A 16,478-nucleotide genomic window follows, 5' to 3' on the forward strand; every position below is an offset into this window, starting at 1 on the left:
GTAAAGCCTCATGTTGATCACAGCCAATTCCTTTAACCACGCGGGTTTAGGCGATCTGTTGATGATCGAGTGGAGAGATAGCGCTGCGCTCCTTTATTTGGGGAGAAGCGAGCGCTGGTCTACGGTGAGATCCGTTGGAGGTCGCACCTCCATGAATGCACTACAAGTTTGACCATGAGTTATATCGGATCGAGGCCAAGCTCCGCAGCTCAGCCGCGCAAGCGCGAGATCAAGCGTTTCACACGTACCCGATCCTCCGGCAGCAGATGAAAGTAAGGTACCGTGAATAGCGTTCCGAACTCACGGCTGACACGACCGTCCGGAACCTCAGAAGCCACACGTTCGAACGCCGGATTGAATCGGCGCACTTCCCAGCCGGTTTGCTCAAGGATCGTCTCGGCGCTCACACTCTCCGGACCTGACAACGCCAACTCGCCGACCCGAGCCACATCTGCGAGCGGATCGCGATCGAACGCTGGCCCATCGAACGTCAAGTAGAGGTCAAGTGTTGGGTGGAAATGCGGCAAGCCGCCACCGAGCATGCGGCTTGTTTCTACGAAGCCGTCCATCTCAAGTTCGGCGATCGCTTCCTTGAGCTCTCCTTCGGTGTTTTCGCTGAAGGCGGATTGAAGCTTTTCGACATCGACGAAGTCGTGCTGACCGTCGGAACAGTTCTCAGCGACCCAGACGCCGATCTTGCGTGCGAGCAATGAGATCTGGAGATCGAGTGCCATGAGGTTCTTCGGATCATCCGGATTCATGGTCGGCTCCTTGATAGTGAGGAGCAACGGCGACTGATCGATCGTCGGCGATGGCGAGCCGCCCAGCCAGCTGTCGAGCCTGTCGGTGACTTTCTGGCTGATCGCGGCAAATTGCCTGATGTCCTCGCCAACGAGCTGCACGGTCTCACCGACCTTGGCGTCACTCGCGTGCATCGCGAACTTGTCGTCCACGACACCCAGGTTGTGACCGATGATATGGCGCTTCTGGATGTTGAGCTTCAATGCGGCGAGCTCGGGCTCCGTGAGATCTTTGAACGGGTCGATTCCGAGCTCCCAGAACCGCTTTAGTGTCTTGTCGACGTTCTGGAAATCGTTGCCGACTTTCGGGGCCGGACCGGTAGTATCGACCTTCGCCTTTCCATGGAGATAGACGGTTTTCAGCGTCGCCTCGAATGCGGTGAGGACGTCTTCATGGGCATTGCCCAAGAGGCGATAGGCGAGCTCCTCGTTTTCGGTGCCGATGCTTTCGGCGAGCGATACCTGACCGTCGACCAGTTCGACTTCGCGCAGGAAATGAAGTCTCAAATTCGGGGCGCCGCAGTCCGGGCAGAAAAGACCTATCGCGAAGACGCCATAGTCGCGGCCGCAATGGTCACAAACCAGTTCGCGCATGAGGTCCTGGCGAGTAAAGCGCGGCTTCGGCTGAGGGGTGCTCTGTTTGACGCTTGCGGTGATCCGGATCGGGCCTCTGCTTGATCTCCCGCCGAAGACGTCCTTGAGCATTTCGGCGAGAGCATCCTGGACGTCCTGGGCCGCTTCGTGCTTGACCAGTTCCACGGCGGCTTTGACGTCGTCGGGATGCCTGAAGGCGTCGTCGTCGGCAACGGTGCCGCTGTAAGGGCACACCGTCTGCTTCATTCGCGGCTCCAGCTTCATCCTTGCACGCAGCGCATCCGTCAAAGGTATGTCGGCAACGACTTGGCCGAGCACAAAATGGCGGGGATGTGCAGTTTCATTCGGTGAGAAGCGATAGATGCGACCATCGGGAGTACGTGGCACAGGCAGGCTGAGTCGCATATGACTGCTGGTGCCGCCGGTTCGATAGCGGTTGAGTCGTGAAAACTTCATGGCGCTCTTTCCTCCGTTCCGCATCCACTCCATAGATAAATAGTAAGCGTACGCTCGCTCCGTATTGGACGATATCGTCACGACGCTGCGCGACGTGCGCGGCGATCTTCCCGTCCTCACCGGCGCATGATTTCTTGCATTCGCGTTCTTTGGGAATCTGAAGAACAGCGTTGATTCGTTCATCTGCACGCCGAATCCCTGTAGCTTATGGCCCTGCAACGGGGCAGTGGGAGTGAACGTATCGTCGATCGCTACTCGATACGGAGGCGGGTTTGTACCATCTCCGGTAAGCGCGTGGGGATGATGTTGACGCCACGCCGGCGCGGCCAAGCTCTCGATATTACCCTTGGCGGCTTCCTTCGCGCACTGGATAGTGATTCCAATTACCTGACGGATCACGCGATCAAGATATGTACGGCTGGGGCGGGTATCTGGGGGAGTCATGAAGCGTAGTGACCTGTACCAGAAGGTGTGGTCGGTGCCGATGACCCGGCTGGCGGCCGAGCTCGGGATATCGGATGTCGGCTTGGCAAAGGCCTGTCGCCGGCACGCCATCCCGGTCCCTCCACGCGGCTACTGGGCCAAGCTCAAGGCAGGACAGCATCCACCGAGGCTTCCTCTGCCGGCCCCGGAACTGGATGTGGCGGTGCAGCTCGCGACCCACGATCCGGAAGAGATTGCGCGGCAGCAGGCAGCGGAAGAACGTCGCAGTGCGGCACTGCAGGAGCAGGCTCCGTTCGCTCGGGACCTGCCACCGCTTGCGTTTGCCACGGACCTCGAGCAGACACATCCGTTGGTGAAGGCCACGCAGCGATATTGCGACCGGCTTCCCGGGTTGATCGAGAAGTGGAAGCAGGGGCGGTCCGGCGCATGGCGGTCCGACGATCCTGGCGACTGGCTTCCAGGGGAGCAGCACGGACGATACAGCCTGGTTCGAAAGGGGTGCCTTGATATCACTGCGTCTCTGGAACCCATGGACTGGATCCTGCGGTTCCATGCCACAGTGCTGGGCGGGCTGGCTGCCGGAGCCATGAAGATCGTGCGGCGTGAGGGCGAGGCTGACGCACACGCTGGCCAACCCGCTACAACTCCTGTTGTCGAGATGCACTTCAAGGGAGAGGTGCTCACCATCAGGTTTTCCGAGGGCTATAGGCGCATCCGGCTTTCCCCGAAGGAGTTTGCTGCACGGAAGAAGGAGACGTCCTGGGCGAGCGAATACGAAATGCGGCCCTCGGGGAATTTCATCTTTAGTATCTCCGGTACAGAGTACCAGGCACGCAGGGAGTGGAAGGGATCCAGCGAAAAGCTGCAGGGCCAGGTCGACGAGATCGTACGTACGGCTTTCCAGCTGGCATGCCTGCAGCCGCAACTGCGCCGGGACCGGAAGGCGAGGGAAATCGAAGCAGAGAAGGCAGCGGCATTAGAGGCACGCAAACAATGCCAGAGGGAGGCCAAGGCCGAGCAGTTGAAGCAGGCTTTCCTGATGATGGATGCGGATGCCCGCGTCAGCCGGTTGCAGGCTTTCCTGGATCGACTGGAGAAGCGGGCGCCGGATCTTCGCGAGCCCTTGGGCGAGCGGGCGGCTGTTTGGGTGCGTGTCGTGCGCGAGGAATTGTCCCGCCGCAGTCCTGTAGATGAGATCTTGGAGCGCTGCCTCACGGTCCCGTCATGGAAGGCGTGGCCTCCTGCGTGGTGGCCAGATGATGGACAGCAGGGCAATGACGGGGGAGAGGACCTCGGAAGCTAAGGAGCGCGGTGGTCCATAGATGAAGTCGAGAGGTGCAAATGGAATCCCATTTCGAAGCGGTGCGACCAGTGCAGAAGCCATATCTTCACAGAAGAAAAAGCCGCCCCTGTCTAACAGGGACGGCTTTTGAATTGGTGCCCGAGGTCGGACTCGAACCGACAAGCCTTGCGGCGGAGGATTTTCTTCCCACTTCGGCTTTCGCCGCCGTCCTGCACGGGGCAGGGCGTTCGTGGTCTGGAGCACGCCTTCACCATAGCACTGCGTGTGACCGCTTTGCCGTAGGTGCCCGCCGTCTGCTCTCTACACCTTCCCACACCTTTCGGCCTGGGCTTGGCTCGGCATTAGCTCGGACTTGCGTCCAGGGCCTTCACCGAGTTTGACGGGCTTCACCTCAAGGATTTCTCCAAGAGGGCTCAAATTTGGTCTGAGTCCTCTGCGTCTACCAATTCCACCACTCGGGCGTGACGCAATCTTACAGCACTACCTTCTACTACTCGCTTGGAACCAGTCTGCATCGCCCTGGCTCCTGTTTGGTTCCTGATGCGAAAAGTGTACTTTTCGATCAAGAGCCGATACTTCGTTCAACCCCTTGCCTGATGCGGCTTGGCGGACGATGAACCCAAACTAACCATAGCTACAAGCGCCTATTTTTGAGTCCGCCGCGTCTACCATTCCGCCACACCGGCATGTGCGAGCAGGCGATTATGCCGGGTTCAGTGCACGCGGTCGAGACCCAGCTGGCGCACGTCGCGGCCGTACCAGCGGTCTTCCGGCAGCGGCTGGAACACCGAGCAGCGGGTCATCGGGCCGGAATAGACGTGCAGGCTGACGGTGACCCCGCTGTCGCTGGGGTTGCGGATGCTGTGGTATTCGTGCGGCGGGATCAGGCTGCCGGCCGAGCCGGCGCCGGCCTGGATCGAGCCGACCGGCTGGAAGCAGTAGCGCTGCGCGTCGTGCTCCAGCAGCTCGTATTGCACGATTTCCAGTGCGCCGTTCCACACGCCCTCGACGCACCACATGCCGTCGTGGTCGTGGATCGGCGTGCCCTGGCCTGGCCCCCAGGTCATCGCCACCACGCAGTAGCCGTGTTCCTCGCTGCGGTACAGCTCGCGGCGGGCGTAATGGTCGGGGTTGGCCTCGAACACGCACTCGGGCAGGGTGACGGCGTTGTCGCGGATCAGCTTGCACAGGCTGTGGCGCAGGCTGTCGGTGAGCTCGTGGGTGGTCGGCTTGACCACGGCGGCGTCGATCGCGTCGATCAGGGTGCGGCTGCCGGGGAAATCCAGGGTAAGCATGATGATCTCGGGATGGTGCGTGACGGGATGGATCTTAGCAGCGCTGGAATCAGGAAGCCGGCAGCCGGTTCAGGAAGCCGCCGATGGCGCGGCTGTAGTTGTCGATGTCGACCAGGAACGCGTCGTGACCTTGCGGCGAATCCAGCGCCACGAATTCCACCCGGGCGCCGGCCGCTTCGAGGCCTTCGGCGATCTGCTCCTGCTGCTGCAGCGGAAACAGGATGTCGGTGCTGACGCCGATCACCATCGCCTGCTCGATGTGGATGCGCTTGAGACCTTCCAGCACGCTGCCGTGGCCGTACTCGGCGATGTCAAACCAGTCGCTGGCGCGCGACAGGTACAGGTAGCTGTTCGGATCGAAGTGGCGCACGAAGCGGCGGGCGTGGCCTTCGAGGTAGGACTCCACCTGGAACTCGCGGCCGAACGGCTCGTCTTCGCGCTGCTCGGGGTCGAGCCGAATTCGCGCGAAGCGGCCGTTCCATTCCATGGCGGAACGGTAGGTGATCACGCCGAGCTTGCGCGCGATGCTCATGCCGATGTCGGGGTAGTTGTCGTCGTCGTAGACGCCCTCGTTCCAGTGCCGGTCGAGGCGGATCGCCTCGCGCTGCAGCGAGCGGATCGCGATGGCGAACGGCTGCGCCTGCGGTGCGGTATCCACGCTGATGTGCGTGCGCACGCTGCCGGGGTGCAGCAGCATGTAGGCCAGCGCGCTCATGCCGCCCATCGAGCAGCCGATCAGGCAGGCCAGACGGGTGATGCCCAGACTGCCGACCACGGCATGCGCCGCGCTGGCGACGTCTTCCAGCGCCAGCTCGGGGAAGCTCAGCCGGTACGCTTCGCCGGTGGCCGGATCGATCGAGGCGGGACAGGTCGAGCCCTTGTCGCTGCCCAGCGAGTTCACGCAGATCACGAACCAGCGCGTGGTGTCGATGGCCTTGCCGGGGCCGGCCATCTCCTGCCACCAACCCGGCGAGGGGTCCTCCTCGCAGGAGGTCATGTGTGCGCTGGGCGAGAGCCCGGTCAGCACCAGTACGGCATTGTCGCGCGCCGCGTTCAGCGTGCCCCAGGTCTCGTAGGCCACGTGCGCGCCGTGCAATTGGCCGCCGCGCTTCATCGGGAACGGCGAGGGCAGGGCGAAATAGCGGCGTGCGTCGCCCATCGTCAGTGCACCTTGTCGATGCTGATCCTGACCGGCGTCTTGCTGTCCACCGCAACCACGCCGGCGTCGCCTTCCAGGTCGCCGGGCTGGGCGACCGGCTGGCCGCTGTGGCTGATCCGCGCGCCGACGAAGACGCGCTGGACCGAGGACAGCCGGTAGGCCGGCGCCATCGCCATCGCGTCGGAGAGGGTGACGGTGGTGGGCAGCTGGGCAGGGTCGAGCCGGGCCACGGCAAGCGGCATCGGCGGGCCGTCCGGTGCGCGGGCGTAGACGAACAAGGCGTCGCCCGGTGCCAGCTTGTCCTTCAGCGCGGGCGCCAGCGTCACCTGGACCTGCAGTGCGGCACCCTGCGGCGCGGCAGCGGCGGCGGCGCTCGACGCGTCGGCGGGGGCGCCGCCGGCGCGGGCATCGGCCACGGCGATCTGCTCGGCGACCGCCTTGGCCACGTTCGAACCCGGTGCCAGTTGTGGCTGCAGCAGGCGCCAGGTGGCGGCGGCCTCGCGGTAGGCGCCGCGCTGGAAGTCGCTGATGCCGAGCAGCCACAGGCCGCGCTGGCTGTCCGGGTGCAGCTGCACGGCACGCTTCAGCAGTTCCAGCGCACGGCCTTCGATCAGGTGGTCGCTGCGCATCATCGAATCGTTCTCGGCCCAGCCGACCATCGCCTCGGCGTCGTTCGGGGCCAGCCGCAGCACCTGGTCGAACGCATCGCGCGCCTCGGCTGGCTGGCGCAGCGCGCTGCTGGTCTGCGCCAGCAGCATCCAGCCCTGCAGGTCGTCCGGCTGCTGCTTCAGGTGCGTGCGCAGTTCGGTCAGCGCCTGCTGCATGCTGATCGGCGCGGTGGTCGCGGCGGTCACCCCGTTCAACGCGGCCGGCGTGCCCACCAGCAGGTACAGCGCGCCGGTGCCCAGCGGCAGCACCAGCGCGATCAGCAGGGCCACGGCGAACACGCCGCGCGGGCGGCCGTCGCGGCGCCCCTGGCGCAGCAGGGGCAGCAACAGCACGGCCAGCGCCACCGCGACCATCGCGGTGGCGGCAATCAGAAAAGCGGTCTTCACCAGTCGTCCCCGTTGTCGATCGGCCCCTTGTCGGCCGGTGCTTCAGTACTGCTGCCGGGGCGGTTGCGCCGGCGGATCGCCACCAGTACCACGCCGGCCCCGCCGAGCAGGATCAGCAGCGGGCCGAACCAGAGCAGCCAGGTGCGCGCGCTCAGCGGCGGGTCGTACAGCACGAAGTCGGAATAGCGCGCGACCAGGTACTGCTTGATCTGCTCGTCGCTCTTGCCTTGCTGCATCATCCGGAAGATCTGGTTGCGCAGGTCGCGCGCGATCGGCGCGTTGGAATCGGCCAGCGTCTCGTTCTGGCACATCGGGCAGCGCAGCTGGTGGGTGAGGTGCTGGAAGCGCAGCTCCTGCGCGTGGTCCCGGAACGGCATCGGCTCGATCGCCTGCGCGTGCGCGACACCGATGAACGCCAGCAACACCACGAAGATCATCCGTAGGAGCCCGCTTGCGGGCGATGCCCTCTTCACGGGATTCGGGATTTGGGATGGCCAGACGTTAGTCTGTTGAGAGCCGGGCTCTGCAAAAGCAGGAGCATCGCCCGCAAGCGGGCTCCTACAAGGGCGGTGGCGCATCACGGCGCCTCCTTCAGCATCGCCGCGATCGCCGGCTTGAGTTCCTTCGCCACCACGTCCTGGGTCAGCGGGCCGATGTGCTTGTAGCGGATCACGCCCTTGGCATCGATCAGGAAACTCTCCGGCGCGCCGTACACGCCGAAGTCGATCGCGGTGTGGCCGGGTTCGTCGGCGATCAGCAGGTCGTACGGGTTGCCGTGCTTGGCCAGCCAGCCCTTGGCGTCGTCCGGGGCGTCCTTGTAGTTGTAGCCGACCAGCTGCACGCCCAGGGTCGGGCCTTCGGCGGTCAGCACCGGGTGCTCCACGCCGCATTCGATGCACCAGCTGGCGAACACGTTGAGCAGGTAGGGCTTGCCCAGCAGGTCGGCCTTGCTGACCGTCTGCGCGGGCTCGTACAGCTTGGGCAGGTTGAACGCGGGCGCCGGCTTGTTCAGCAGCGGCGTCGGAATCGCGTTCGGGTCGTGCTGGGTGTTCCACCAGATGCCGAAGCCGAACAGCCCGACCAGCAGCATGAAACCGATGAAGGGTAGCAGCCGGCTCATGCGCGCGTTTCCCGTACCAGCAGGCCGTCGGCCGTGGGGGCCTTGGCGGCGGCGCTGCGCTTGAGGCGGAAGCGCTTGTCGGTGGCGCAGACCAGGCCGCCCAGCATCATCAGCAGGCCGCCGGCCCAGATCCAGCGCACGAACGGCTTGTAGTACAGCCGCAGCGCCCAGGCGCCCTCGATGTCGTTCGCGTCCATCGGCTCGCCCAGCGCCACGTACAGGTCGCGGGTGACGCCGGCATCCACCGCCGATTCGGTCTGCACCTGGCCGCGCGGGTAGGTGCGCTTCTGCGGGTGCATCACGGCGAGCGTCTTGTCGTTGCGGATGACCGTGACCGTACCCTGGTCGGCGGTCCAGTTCGGCCCGGTGGTGTGGTGCACGCCGTCGAAGCGGAAGTCGTAGCTGCCGATGCGCTGGCTCTCGCCTGGTGCCATGCGCACGTCGCGGGTCACGCTGAGCGACTCGGACAGCAGCACGCCGGCCACGAACACGCCCACTCCCAGGTGCGCCAGCAGCATGCCGGCCATCTCGGCCGGGTAACGGCGCCCGCGCGGCATCTCGCGCCAGCGCTTGAGCGCGTACAGCAGCACGCCGACGGTGAGCCAGACCAGCGCCGCCACGCCGGCGATCGCCTTCGGCTGGCCGTCGACCAGGAACGCCGCCACGATCGCGCAGGCCGCGGCAGCAATGCCGGCACGCAACAGCAACTGCTTCAGCACCGGCATGTCGCCTTTGCCCCAGCGCAGGAACGGGCCGAACGGCAGCAGCAGCACCACCGGCAGCATCAGCAACGGGAACAGGAAGCCGAAGTAGGGCGGGCCGACCGAGATCCGGCCCAGGTTCAGCGCGTCGCCGATCAGCGGGAACAGCGTGCCCAGCAGCACCATCGCCGCGGCCACCGCGAACATCAGGTTGCTGATCAGCAGCGCGGTTTCGCGCGACACCACCTGGAACGGCTTGCCGCCTAGCACCTTCGGTGCCCGGAGCGCATACAGCAGCAGCGAGCCGCCGACCACGATGGTCAGGAAGGCCAGGATGAACACGCCGCGGCGCGGGTCGGAGGCGAACGCATGCACCGAGGTGAGCACGCCCGAGCGCACCAGGAAGGTGCCTAGCAGGGACAACGAGAACGCGAAGATCGACAGCAGGATGGTCCAGGCGCGCAGCGAGCCGCGTTTTTCGGTCACGGCCTGCGCATGGATCAGCGCCACACCGACCAGCCAGGGCATGAAGCTGGCGTTCTCCACCGGGTCCCAGAACCACCAGCCGCCCCAACCCAGTTCGGCATAGGCCCACCAGCTGCCGGCGACGATGCCGCAGGTGAGGAAGGCCCAGGCCAGGTTCGTCCAGGGCCGCGCCCAGCGCACCCATGCCTGCTCCAGCTCGCCGCCGAGCAGGGCGGCGATCGAGAACGCGAACGCCACCGAGAAGCCGACGTAGCCCATGTACAGCATCGGCGGGTGCATGGTCATGCCCGGATCCTGCAGCACCGGATTCAGATCCGCGCCGTCGCCCGGCATCGGCAGCAGCCGCCCGAACGGGTTGGAAGTGAAGATGATGAAGGCGAGGAAGCCCACCGCGATCAGCCCCATCACCGCGATCACGCGCGAGGCGAACACCTCGGGCAGCTTCTGGCTGAACGTGACCAATGCCATCGTCCACACATTGAGGATCAGGATCCACAGCAGCAGCGAGCCCTCGTGCGCGCCCCACACCGCGGCGATGCGGTAGTACCACGGCAGCGCCAGATTCGAGTTGTCGGCCACGTACTGCACCGAGAAGTCGAAGCGCAGGAACGCCCACGCCAGAATGACGAACGCCATGGCGACGAACACCGCCTGGCCGGCCGCCGCCGGGCGCGCGACCGCCATCAGCGCGCGATTGCCGCGCCAGGCGCCGATAAGCGGCAGGATGCTTTGCGCCAGCGCCAGCAGCATGGCGAGGATCAACGCGAGCTGGCCGAGTTCGGGGGTCATGATTGGGTGCCGGGGTTCGGGATACGGAATTCGGGATGTGTCGGAAGCATGGCGTTATGTGCGATGGCGCGGTGGGCAGGGGACGGTTTGCGAAGCTTTTCCGTTTTCCTACTCCCGATTCTCGATGCCCTTATGCTCGTGCGCCTTCGCCATGGCGTCCTTGAGTTCCTTCGGCATGTAGGTTTCGTCATGCTTGGCCAGCACTTCGGTAGCGACGAAGCGGGCGCCGTCCATGTGGCCGGTGGCGATCACTGACTGGTTGTCGCGGAACAGGTCGGGCAGGATGCCGGTGTACTCCACCGGCATCGCGCCGCCGGCATCGACCACGGTGAAGGTGACCTTGAGCGAATCGCCGGAGCGCTGGATCGAGCCGGCCTTGACCATGCCGCCGAGGCGGAACGTGTGGTAGCTGGCCGCCTCGCCCGACTGCACCTGGCTCGGGGTGAGCAGGTAGTTCATGTTGTTCTGCAGCGCGAGCACGACCAGCACGGCCGCAATAGCCGCCGCGGCGAGGATGGCCAGCACGATGGTGAGCCGGCGCTTGCGGGTGGGATTCATGGGCATGGTGGTCGACCGCCCCGGTCAGGGGGATGCTGGCGTGGAAAGGGGTTTGCGTTCCTGTCGCGCGCTCTGACGCGCCAGGCGGGCGCGAAGTTCCGCCAGCACGCGGCGACGGCGCAGGCGCGGCGCGAGGGTGTCGGCGATCAGCACGATGAAGAACAGCGCATAGGCCGGCCACACGTAGGCGGCGTAGCCGCCCATCCTGAAGAAAGCGGCGACACCGTCGCCTGTGGCGAAAAAGTGCTGCAGGGCGCTCATCGGTCGGCCTCGTCTTCGGCGATCTTGCGCACCCAGTCCTTGCCGCCTTCCAGCGCCAGCAGATCAGTGCGAGCGCGGCGGAACAGGCTGGCGGCATAGTAGAACTTGGTCGCCAGGGTCATCGTCAGCAGCGGCCACAGCATGGCGGCGGAGATCTTCGACTGGCCAAACAGGTTGACCGTGCTGCCCTGGTGCAGGGTGTTCCACCAGTTCACCGAGAAATGCACGATCGGCACGTTGATGATGCCGATGATGGCGAGGAAGGCCGCGGCGCGCGCGCCCTGGCGGCGGTCCTCGAACGCGTGGTACAGCCCGATCACGCCGAGGAACAGGAACAGCAGCACCAGCTCGGAGGTGAGCCGTGCGTCCCAGGTCCACCAGGTGCCCCACATCGGCTTGCCCCACAAGGAGCCGGTGACCAGGGTGATGAAGGTGAATGCGGCACCGATCGGCGCCGACTCCATCGCCACCACCTCGGCCAGCTTGATCCGCCACACCAGTGCGACGAACGAGGCCGCGCCCATCACCGCGTAGATGAACATGCTCATCCACGCGCTGGGCACGTGGATGAAGATGATGCGGTAGGCGTCGCCCTGCTGGTAGTCGGCCGGCGCCAGCACCAGGCCGCCGTACAGCGCGACTGCACCGAGCAGCAGGGCCAGGCCCATTGCCCACGGCTGCAGCGCGCCTGCGAAGCGGTAGAACGTCGGCGGCGAGCTGAGCTTGTGCAACCAGAGCGGAATCCAGTCAGACATAAACGGTCATGCGTCCAGGGCAATGCGAAGGGCCGCCGCGCAGGCCAGTGGCGCCAGCACCACCGCCAGCACCAACGCGGCCGCGAGCCAGGCGACCGGCGCCAACCACGGCAGGCCCTGCTGGGCAGCCGCCACCGCGCCGGCGGCGAAGATCACGGCTGGCACGCAAAGCGGCAGCAACATCAAGGCGAGCAGCATACCAGAGCGCCGGGTACCGGCCGTCAGCGCCACCAGCACTGCGCCGAGCAGGCTGAGCAGCGGCGTGGCCAGCGCCAGCGCCAGCAGCAGCACCGGAATCACCGCGCCGGGCAGGTGCAGCATCGCGGCCATCAGCGGCGCGATCACGATCAGCGGCAGCGCGGTGGTGATCCAGTGGGCGAGGATCTTCATGCCCAGCAGCAGCGCCAGCGGCTGCGGCGAAAGCACCAGCTGTTCCAGCGAACCGTCCTCGATGTCGCTGGCGAACATCGCGTCCAGCGCCAGCAGCATCGCCAGCAGCACGGTGACCAGCACCACGCCGCCGGCGATCCGCTGCAGCAGGGTATCTTCCGGCCCCAGCGCGAACGGGAACAGCATGGTCACGATCAGCGCGTACAGCACCGGCATCGCGATGTCGCCGCGCCGGCGCCAGGCGAGGGTGAGGTCGCGCCGCAGCATCGCGGCGCAGGCGGGGGTGAGGCCCGGTCTAGTCATGCATGCGGATCCGTCGCGGCTCGCCGCCGTGGAAGCTCACCGCACCATGGCTGGTGACCATGGCTGCGCCGCCGGCATCGGTGTGGCTCTCCAACAGGTCGTTGACCAGCGCGATGCCGATGCGGTCGAGGTTCGCGTACGGTTCGTCGAGCAACCACAGGCTGGCCGGCAGCAACAGCAGTCGGGCCAGCGCGGCGCGCTTCTTCTGGCCGGCGGACAGCCGGCGCACCGGCTCGTCCTCGTAGCCACGCAGGCCGATCCGGGCCAGTACCGTGGTCACGCTGGCTCCCTCGCGAGCACCGTGCAGGCCGACGGCGATGCGCAGGTTCTCGCGGGGGCTGAGGTCGGCCTTGAGGCCGAGCTGATGGCCCAGGAACAGGATTTCGCCGGCGCAGCGCTCGCGCTGCAGCGGCTCGCCGCGCCAGCGCAGTTCCCCGGCGCTGGTGTGCAGCAAGCCGGCCAGCATGCGCAGCAAGGTGGTCTTGCCGCTGCCGTTGTCGCCTTCGACCAGGGCCAGTTCGCCCGCGCGCAGCTGGAAATCCAGCGGTGCGAACACCGGTTCGTCCTGGCGATGGAAACTCAGGGCCCGCGCTTCGAGTAGGGGCACGGCGGTGCTGGCGGCAGTCATTGCCTTGATTGTCCGCAATGCCGAGGGCGCTTGTCCATGCGGCGCGCTGCCGCTGCGCAGGTCAATCCAGCACCCGCAGCAGGGCGACGCCGCCGGCCTCACCATGCACGTAGGCCAGTTGCCCGTGGGTTCTGGCCAGCCGGTCCAGCACATCGACGCCCAACCCCGCGACGAACAGGCTGGGTTCGCTCCAGCCGGAGGTGCCTACGCCGAGGGCAGGGTGGATGGCGACGCCGGACTGGGCCTGCAATGCGGCCAGCAGTTCGTGCTGTGCGGCCAGGTTTTCCGCCGGCGGGCGCCGGCGTGCCTGCGGATTCCATGCGGTGACGAAGGCCCAGGGGCGTGCACCGACCGCCTCGGCGAGCACGGCCGGCAGCGGCAGGTCCACGCGTATCGTGGCCCATGTCACGCTGTCCAGGCAGACGTGGTAGGCGGTGGCGCGGAACGCCTCCAGCAGGGCCTCATCCATGGCGCAGCCGCGGCAGCGGCTCCAGTGTCGACTGGAACAGCCGCGCGGCGGCCTCGATGTCGATGTCCGCCACGCGCGGCGTGTCGCGCAGCAGCTGTTCCAGCAAGTGATCCTGCGCCCGGCCGCGTTCGAGCGCGTAGGCGTAGGGCACGTGGGTGAACGTCACCATGCGATAGCGTGCCATGTAGTGGCCGGGAATGCGTTCGGCCAGCTTCGTGCCCAGTTCGCGCTTGGCCAGGTAGTGCGGGTCGGCCACCGAGTCGCGCATCTCCACGTAATTCTCCAGCGCCATCGCGGCGATCGCGTCGGCGTTCGGCTGGCGCACGCGCTGGAATTCGGCGAACACGTCGGCGCTGTCGCCCGGCGCCTCGGCCAGCAGGTTCGCCAGCACCACGGTGTCCTCGAAACCGCAGTTCATGCCCTGGCCGTGGAACGGCACGATCGCGTGTGCTGCATCGCCGAGCAGCAGCGCGCGGCCGTCCAGGTGCCAGCGCTCGAGGTACAGCGTGGACAGCGTGCCGACCGGGTGGCTGTCGAAATCTTCATTGAAGCGCGGAATCAGCGGCAGCAGGCCCGGGAACTGTTCGCGGAAGAACGCGGCCGCGGCCGCGGCGTCGGGCAGGCTGGCGAAGCTCGGCGCGGCACTCTGTGCCGGCAGGAACAAGGTCACCGTGAAGCTGCCTTCGGTATTCGGCAAGGCGATGCACATGTAGCCGCCGCGCGGCCAGATGTGCAGCGCGTGCGGCTCCAGCGCGAACTGGTCGCGGCCGCCGCTGTGCGACAGCACCGCGGCCGGCAACTCGCCGGCCGGCGGGATCTCCAGCTCCTTGTAGCCGTGGCCGAGCGACTCGATGCGCTCGCCCAGCGGCGCATGCGCGTTCATCGCCGCACGCACCGTGGAGCCGGCGCCGTCGGCACCGATCAACAGCCCGGCATCCCGTTCGTGCTGCACGCCCGCTTCGTCGGCGAGCCGGATGCGCTGCCGCCCGAAGTCGGCGCCGACCAGCGACTGGCCGAAGTGAAAGCGCGCGCCGGCCGCCTCGGCCGCATCCAGCAGCAGCATGTTCAGCGCGCCGCGCGAGACCGACCAGATCACCTCGCTGTCGTCCACGCCGTAGCGCTGCAGGCCGCTGTGGCCGTCGCGGTCGTGCACCATGCGCCCGCGCATCATCACCGCGCGCTGCAGCACGTCCTCGGCCAGGCCGGCCGTGCGCAACGCCTGCAAGCCGCGCTCGGCCAGCGCCAGGTTGATCGAGCGGCCGCCGATGAAGCCGGCCAGCCGCGGATCAGGCCGCTTCTCGTAGACGTCGACGGTAAAGCCGCGTCCGGCCAGCTGCTGCGCCAGCAGCGCGCCGACCAGGCCGCCGCCGATGAGGGTGATGGGTTGCTGCGCCATGCTGCGATCCGGCAGGGGAACCCGCCCACTGTTCCGCAAGCGCCGCGCGACTGCAATCCCGCACGGCCGGAACGTTCCTCAGAAGCTCATGAAGTAGCCGCCGTTCACCGGCAGGTTGGCGCCGGTGATGTAGCCGGCGTCGTCGGCGGCGAGGAAGGCGACGGCGCGGGCGATGTCGGCGGGCGCGCCGAGCCGGCCGACCGGGATGCCGGCGATGATCTGCGCGCGGATGTCGACAGGCACCGCCGCGACCATCGGAGTGTCGCAGTAGCCGGGCGAGACGGTGTTGACGGTAACGCCCTTGCGCGCGGTCTCGCGCGCCAGTGCCATGCTGAAGCCGTGCACGCCGGCCTTGGCGGCGGAGTAGTTGGTCTGCCCGAACTGGCCGGTCTGGCCGTTGACCGAGCTGATGTTGACGATGCGGCCGAAGCCGCGCGCAGTCATCCCTTCGACCACGTGGCGGCACATGTTGAACACGCCGTCCAGGTTCACCCGCATCAGTTCGTGCCATTGCTGCGGCGTCATCTTGCGCAAGCTGGCGTCGCGGGTGATGCCGGCGGCGTTGATCAGGATGTCGACGCTGCCGTGGCGTTGTCCGATGCGCTCGACCGCCTGCCGGCAGCTGTCGAAGTCGCTGACGTCGATCGGCTCGAACACGATGGCACCGCCGAAACCGGCCACTTCATCGCGGAAGGCGGCCACGCGTTCTTCGCGCGAAGCCAGGTCCAGTGCGATCACCTGGCGGCCGGCACGGGCCAACTGGCGGCAGATCTCCGTGCCGATGCCGCCGATGCCGCCGGTGACCAGGGCGACGCGCGTGGGGAGGGCGGAACGGCTCATGCTTGTGCATCCGATGGTTCGATCATGCCGCAAGGCAGCACGTGTTGTGCTGCAGCGATCGGATCGGGAGAAAAAACGGACGGCGCGTCGATGCGCGCCGTCGGCCGGGCTGGGATCAGCCGGATTTCTTGCTGCTGCGGCTGCCGGCGCCGGAGGGCGGCATCACTTGCGCGGCGGTGTCCATCAACCCGCGCTGCAGCGCCTGGAACGCCGCGAGGTTGCGCTCGGTCAGGTCGTTCAGCGTGTTCCAGGGGGTTTGCCCCATCAGGCTGTTGAGCTGGCTGCGGAACTGCGTCTGCTGGTCGAGGAAGACCTGCAGGCTGCGCTCCAGGTAAGGCCCCATGAAGCCCTGCAGCGAATCGCCGTAGAAGCGGATGATCTGGCTGAGCAACTGCGGCGACAGCATCGGCTGCCCCTTGTCCTCGTGCTCGGAGATGATCTGCAGCAGGACCGAACGGGTCAGGTCCTCGCCGCTCTTGGCGTCGCGGACTTCGAAGTCCTCGTTGTCCAGCACCAGCTGGCGGACTTCCTCCAGCGTGATGTAGCTGGAGATCTCCGTGTCGTAGAGACGCCGGTTCGGATACTTCTTGATGGTGCGCTTTGTTTGTGCCATGCGGCGAACGCTAGCAGAAGATATTGCGCCGCACCAGCCAATATGCTGCACCCGCCGGTGCAG

General features: G+C 66.3%; 17 protein-coding genes. 1 reads left to right on the forward strand and 16 read right to left on the reverse strand.

Annotated features, from left to right (window positions below; all coding sequences use genetic code 11):
• Positions 1-209 precede the first annotated feature (209 nt).
• Positions 210-1,850 carry a hypothetical protein gene (locus RHOOR87_RS0103600; protein WP_155950911.1) on the reverse strand — a complete coding sequence of 547 codons (1,641 nt, stop codon included), beginning with the start codon at positions 1,848-1,850 and terminating at the stop codon, positions 210-212.
• A 442-nt stretch (positions 1,851-2,292) separates the two neighbouring features.
• Here RHOOR87_RS0103600 and RHOOR87_RS0103605 point away from each other — a divergent pair, with 442 nt between their 5' ends.
• Positions 2,293-3,597 carry a hypothetical protein gene (locus RHOOR87_RS0103605; protein WP_027484270.1) on the forward strand — a complete coding sequence of 435 codons (1,305 nt, stop codon included), beginning with the start codon at positions 2,293-2,295 and terminating at the stop codon, positions 3,595-3,597.
• Positions 3,598-4,310: 713 nt separating this feature from the next.
• On the opposite strand, the gene RHOOR87_RS0103610 is transcribed toward RHOOR87_RS0103605, so the two are convergent.
• From RHOOR87_RS0103610 to phaR, 15 genes are all read right to left on the reverse strand, one after another.
• Complete coding sequence (locus RHOOR87_RS0103610) at positions 4,311-4,892, reverse strand: cysteine dioxygenase family protein (protein WP_027484271.1); 582 nt, start codon at positions 4,890-4,892, stop codon at positions 4,311-4,313.
• A gap of 49 nt (positions 4,893-4,941) precedes the next feature.
• Positions 4,942-6,051 carry a homoserine O-acetyltransferase gene (locus RHOOR87_RS0103615; RefSeq protein ID WP_027484272.1) on the reverse strand — a complete coding sequence of 370 codons (1,110 nt, stop codon included), beginning with the start codon at positions 6,049-6,051 and terminating at the stop codon, positions 4,942-4,944.
• Between the two features lie 2 nt (positions 6,052-6,053).
• The gene (locus RHOOR87_RS0103620) at positions 6,054-7,106 is read right to left on the reverse strand and encodes a tetratricopeptide repeat protein (RefSeq protein WP_027484273.1); all 1,053 of its coding nucleotides are present in this window, start codon (positions 7,104-7,106) and stop codon (positions 6,054-6,056) included.
• Positions 7,103-7,543: a cytochrome c-type biogenesis protein gene (locus RHOOR87_RS0103625; protein ID WP_027484274.1), complete on the reverse strand. Its 441-nt coding sequence runs from the start codon at positions 7,541-7,543 to the stop codon at positions 7,103-7,105. Before RHOOR87_RS0103625 ends, RHOOR87_RS0103620 begins: the two co-directional genes overlap by 4 nt.
• Before the next feature lie 140 nt (positions 7,544-7,683).
• Positions 7,684-8,226 carry a DsbE family thiol:disulfide interchange protein gene (locus RHOOR87_RS0103630; RefSeq protein WP_027484275.1) on the reverse strand — a complete coding sequence of 181 codons (543 nt, stop codon included), beginning with the start codon at positions 8,224-8,226 and terminating at the stop codon, positions 7,684-7,686.
• Positions 8,223-10,202, reverse strand: coding sequence for a heme lyase CcmF/NrfE family subunit (locus RHOOR87_RS0103635; protein ID WP_027484276.1), 1,980 nt, complete (start codon positions 10,200-10,202; stop codon positions 8,223-8,225). The genes RHOOR87_RS0103630 and RHOOR87_RS0103635 overlap by 4 nt, the downstream gene beginning before the upstream one ends.
• Before the next feature lie 108 nt (positions 10,203-10,310).
• Positions 10,311-10,760, reverse strand: a complete 450-nt coding sequence (gene ccmE, locus RHOOR87_RS0103640) for a cytochrome c maturation protein CcmE (RefSeq protein WP_007508984.1) — start codon at positions 10,758-10,760, stop codon at positions 10,311-10,313.
• 24 nt (positions 10,761-10,784) lie between these two features.
• Positions 10,785-11,021, reverse strand: a complete 237-nt coding sequence (gene ccmD, locus RHOOR87_RS0103645; RefSeq protein ID WP_007508983.1) for a heme exporter protein CcmD — start codon at positions 11,019-11,021, stop codon at positions 10,785-10,787.
• Positions 11,018-11,776 (reverse strand): heme ABC transporter permease, encoded by a 759-nt coding sequence (locus tag RHOOR87_RS0103650; protein WP_007508981.1) that lies wholly within the window; start codon positions 11,774-11,776, stop codon positions 11,018-11,020. Before RHOOR87_RS0103650 ends, ccmD begins: the two co-directional genes overlap by 4 nt.
• Before the next feature lie 6 nt (positions 11,777-11,782).
• Complete coding sequence (gene ccmB, locus RHOOR87_RS0103655) at positions 11,783-12,469, reverse strand: heme exporter protein CcmB (RefSeq protein ID WP_015448074.1); 687 nt, start codon at positions 12,467-12,469, stop codon at positions 11,783-11,785.
• Positions 12,462-13,097 (reverse strand): cytochrome c biogenesis heme-transporting ATPase CcmA, encoded by a 636-nt coding sequence (ccmA, locus tag RHOOR87_RS0103660; RefSeq protein WP_007508977.1) that lies wholly within the window; start codon positions 13,095-13,097, stop codon positions 12,462-12,464. The genes ccmB and ccmA overlap by 8 nt, the downstream gene beginning before the upstream one ends.
• Before the next feature lie 61 nt (positions 13,098-13,158).
• Positions 13,159-13,566: a DUF3293 domain-containing protein gene (locus RHOOR87_RS0103665; protein WP_007508975.1), complete on the reverse strand. Its 408-nt coding sequence runs from the start codon at positions 13,564-13,566 to the stop codon at positions 13,159-13,161.
• Complete coding sequence (locus tag RHOOR87_RS0103670) at positions 13,559-14,962, reverse strand: NAD(P)/FAD-dependent oxidoreductase (protein WP_007508973.1); 1,404 nt, start codon at positions 14,960-14,962, stop codon at positions 13,559-13,561. Before RHOOR87_RS0103670 ends, RHOOR87_RS0103665 begins: the two co-directional genes overlap by 8 nt.
• A 78-nt stretch (positions 14,963-15,040) precedes the next feature.
• Positions 15,041-15,802 carry an acetoacetyl-CoA reductase gene (gene phbB / locus RHOOR87_RS0103675; RefSeq protein WP_007508971.1) on the reverse strand — a complete coding sequence of 254 codons (762 nt, stop codon included), beginning with the start codon at positions 15,800-15,802 and terminating at the stop codon, positions 15,041-15,043.
• A gap of 115 nt (positions 15,803-15,917) precedes the next feature.
• Positions 15,918-16,415: a polyhydroxyalkanoate synthesis repressor PhaR gene (gene phaR, locus RHOOR87_RS0103680; RefSeq protein WP_007508969.1), complete on the reverse strand. Its 498-nt coding sequence runs from the start codon at positions 16,413-16,415 to the stop codon at positions 15,918-15,920.
• Between the last annotated feature and the right edge of the window lie 63 nt (positions 16,416-16,478).

The sequence above is a fragment of the Rhodanobacter sp. OR87 genome, from assembly GCF_000473345.1.
Taxonomy (GTDB): Bacteria; Pseudomonadota; Gammaproteobacteria; order Xanthomonadales; family Rhodanobacteraceae; genus Rhodanobacter; species Rhodanobacter denitrificans.

Coding starts and splice junctions, on each gene's coding strand:
- RHOOR87_RS0103600 (WP_155950911.1), bottom strand. CDS start 1,850: ATGAAGTTTTCACGACTCAACCGCTATCGAACCGGCGGCACCAGCAGT.
- RHOOR87_RS0103605 (WP_027484270.1), top strand. CDS start 2,293: ATGAAGCGTAGTGACCTGTACCAGAAGGTGTGGTCGGTGCCGATGACC.
- RHOOR87_RS0103610 (WP_027484271.1), bottom strand. CDS start 4,892: ATGCTTACCCTGGATTTCCCCGGCAGCCGCACCCTGATCGACGCGATC.
- RHOOR87_RS0103615 (WP_027484272.1), bottom strand. CDS start 6,051: ATGGGCGACGCACGCCGCTATTTCGCCCTGCCCTCGCCGTTCCCGATG.
- RHOOR87_RS0103625 (WP_027484274.1), bottom strand. CDS start 7,543: ATGATCTTCGTGGTGTTGCTGGCGTTCATCGGTGTCGCGCACGCGCAG.
- RHOOR87_RS0103630 (WP_027484275.1), bottom strand. CDS start 8,226: ATGAGCCGGCTGCTACCCTTCATCGGTTTCATGCTGCTGGTCGGGCTG.
- RHOOR87_RS0103635 (WP_027484276.1), bottom strand. CDS start 10,202: ATGACCCCCGAACTCGGCCAGCTCGCGTTGATCCTCGCCATGCTGCTG.
- ccmE (WP_007508984.1), bottom strand. CDS start 10,760: ATGAATCCCACCCGCAAGCGCCGGCTCACCATCGTGCTGGCCATCCTC.
- ccmD (WP_007508983.1), bottom strand. CDS start 11,021: ATGAGCGCCCTGCAGCACTTTTTCGCCACAGGCGACGGTGTCGCCGCT.
- RHOOR87_RS0103650 (WP_007508981.1), bottom strand. CDS start 11,776: ATGTCTGACTGGATTCCGCTCTGGTTGCACAAGCTCAGCTCGCCGCCG.
- ccmB (WP_015448074.1), bottom strand. CDS start 12,469: ATGACTAGACCGGGCCTCACCCCCGCCTGCGCCGCGATGCTGCGGCGC.
- ccmA (WP_007508977.1), bottom strand. CDS start 13,097: ATGACTGCCGCCAGCACCGCCGTGCCCCTACTCGAAGCGCGGGCCCTG.
- RHOOR87_RS0103665 (WP_007508975.1), bottom strand. CDS start 13,566: ATGGATGAGGCCCTGCTGGAGGCGTTCCGCGCCACCGCCTACCACGTC.
- RHOOR87_RS0103670 (WP_007508973.1), bottom strand. CDS start 14,962: ATGGCGCAGCAACCCATCACCCTCATCGGCGGCGGCCTGGTCGGCGCG.
- phbB (WP_007508971.1), bottom strand. CDS start 15,802: ATGAGCCGTTCCGCCCTCCCCACGCGCGTCGCCCTGGTCACCGGCGGC.
- phaR (WP_007508969.1), bottom strand. CDS start 16,415: ATGGCACAAACAAAGCGCACCATCAAGAAGTATCCGAACCGGCGTCTC.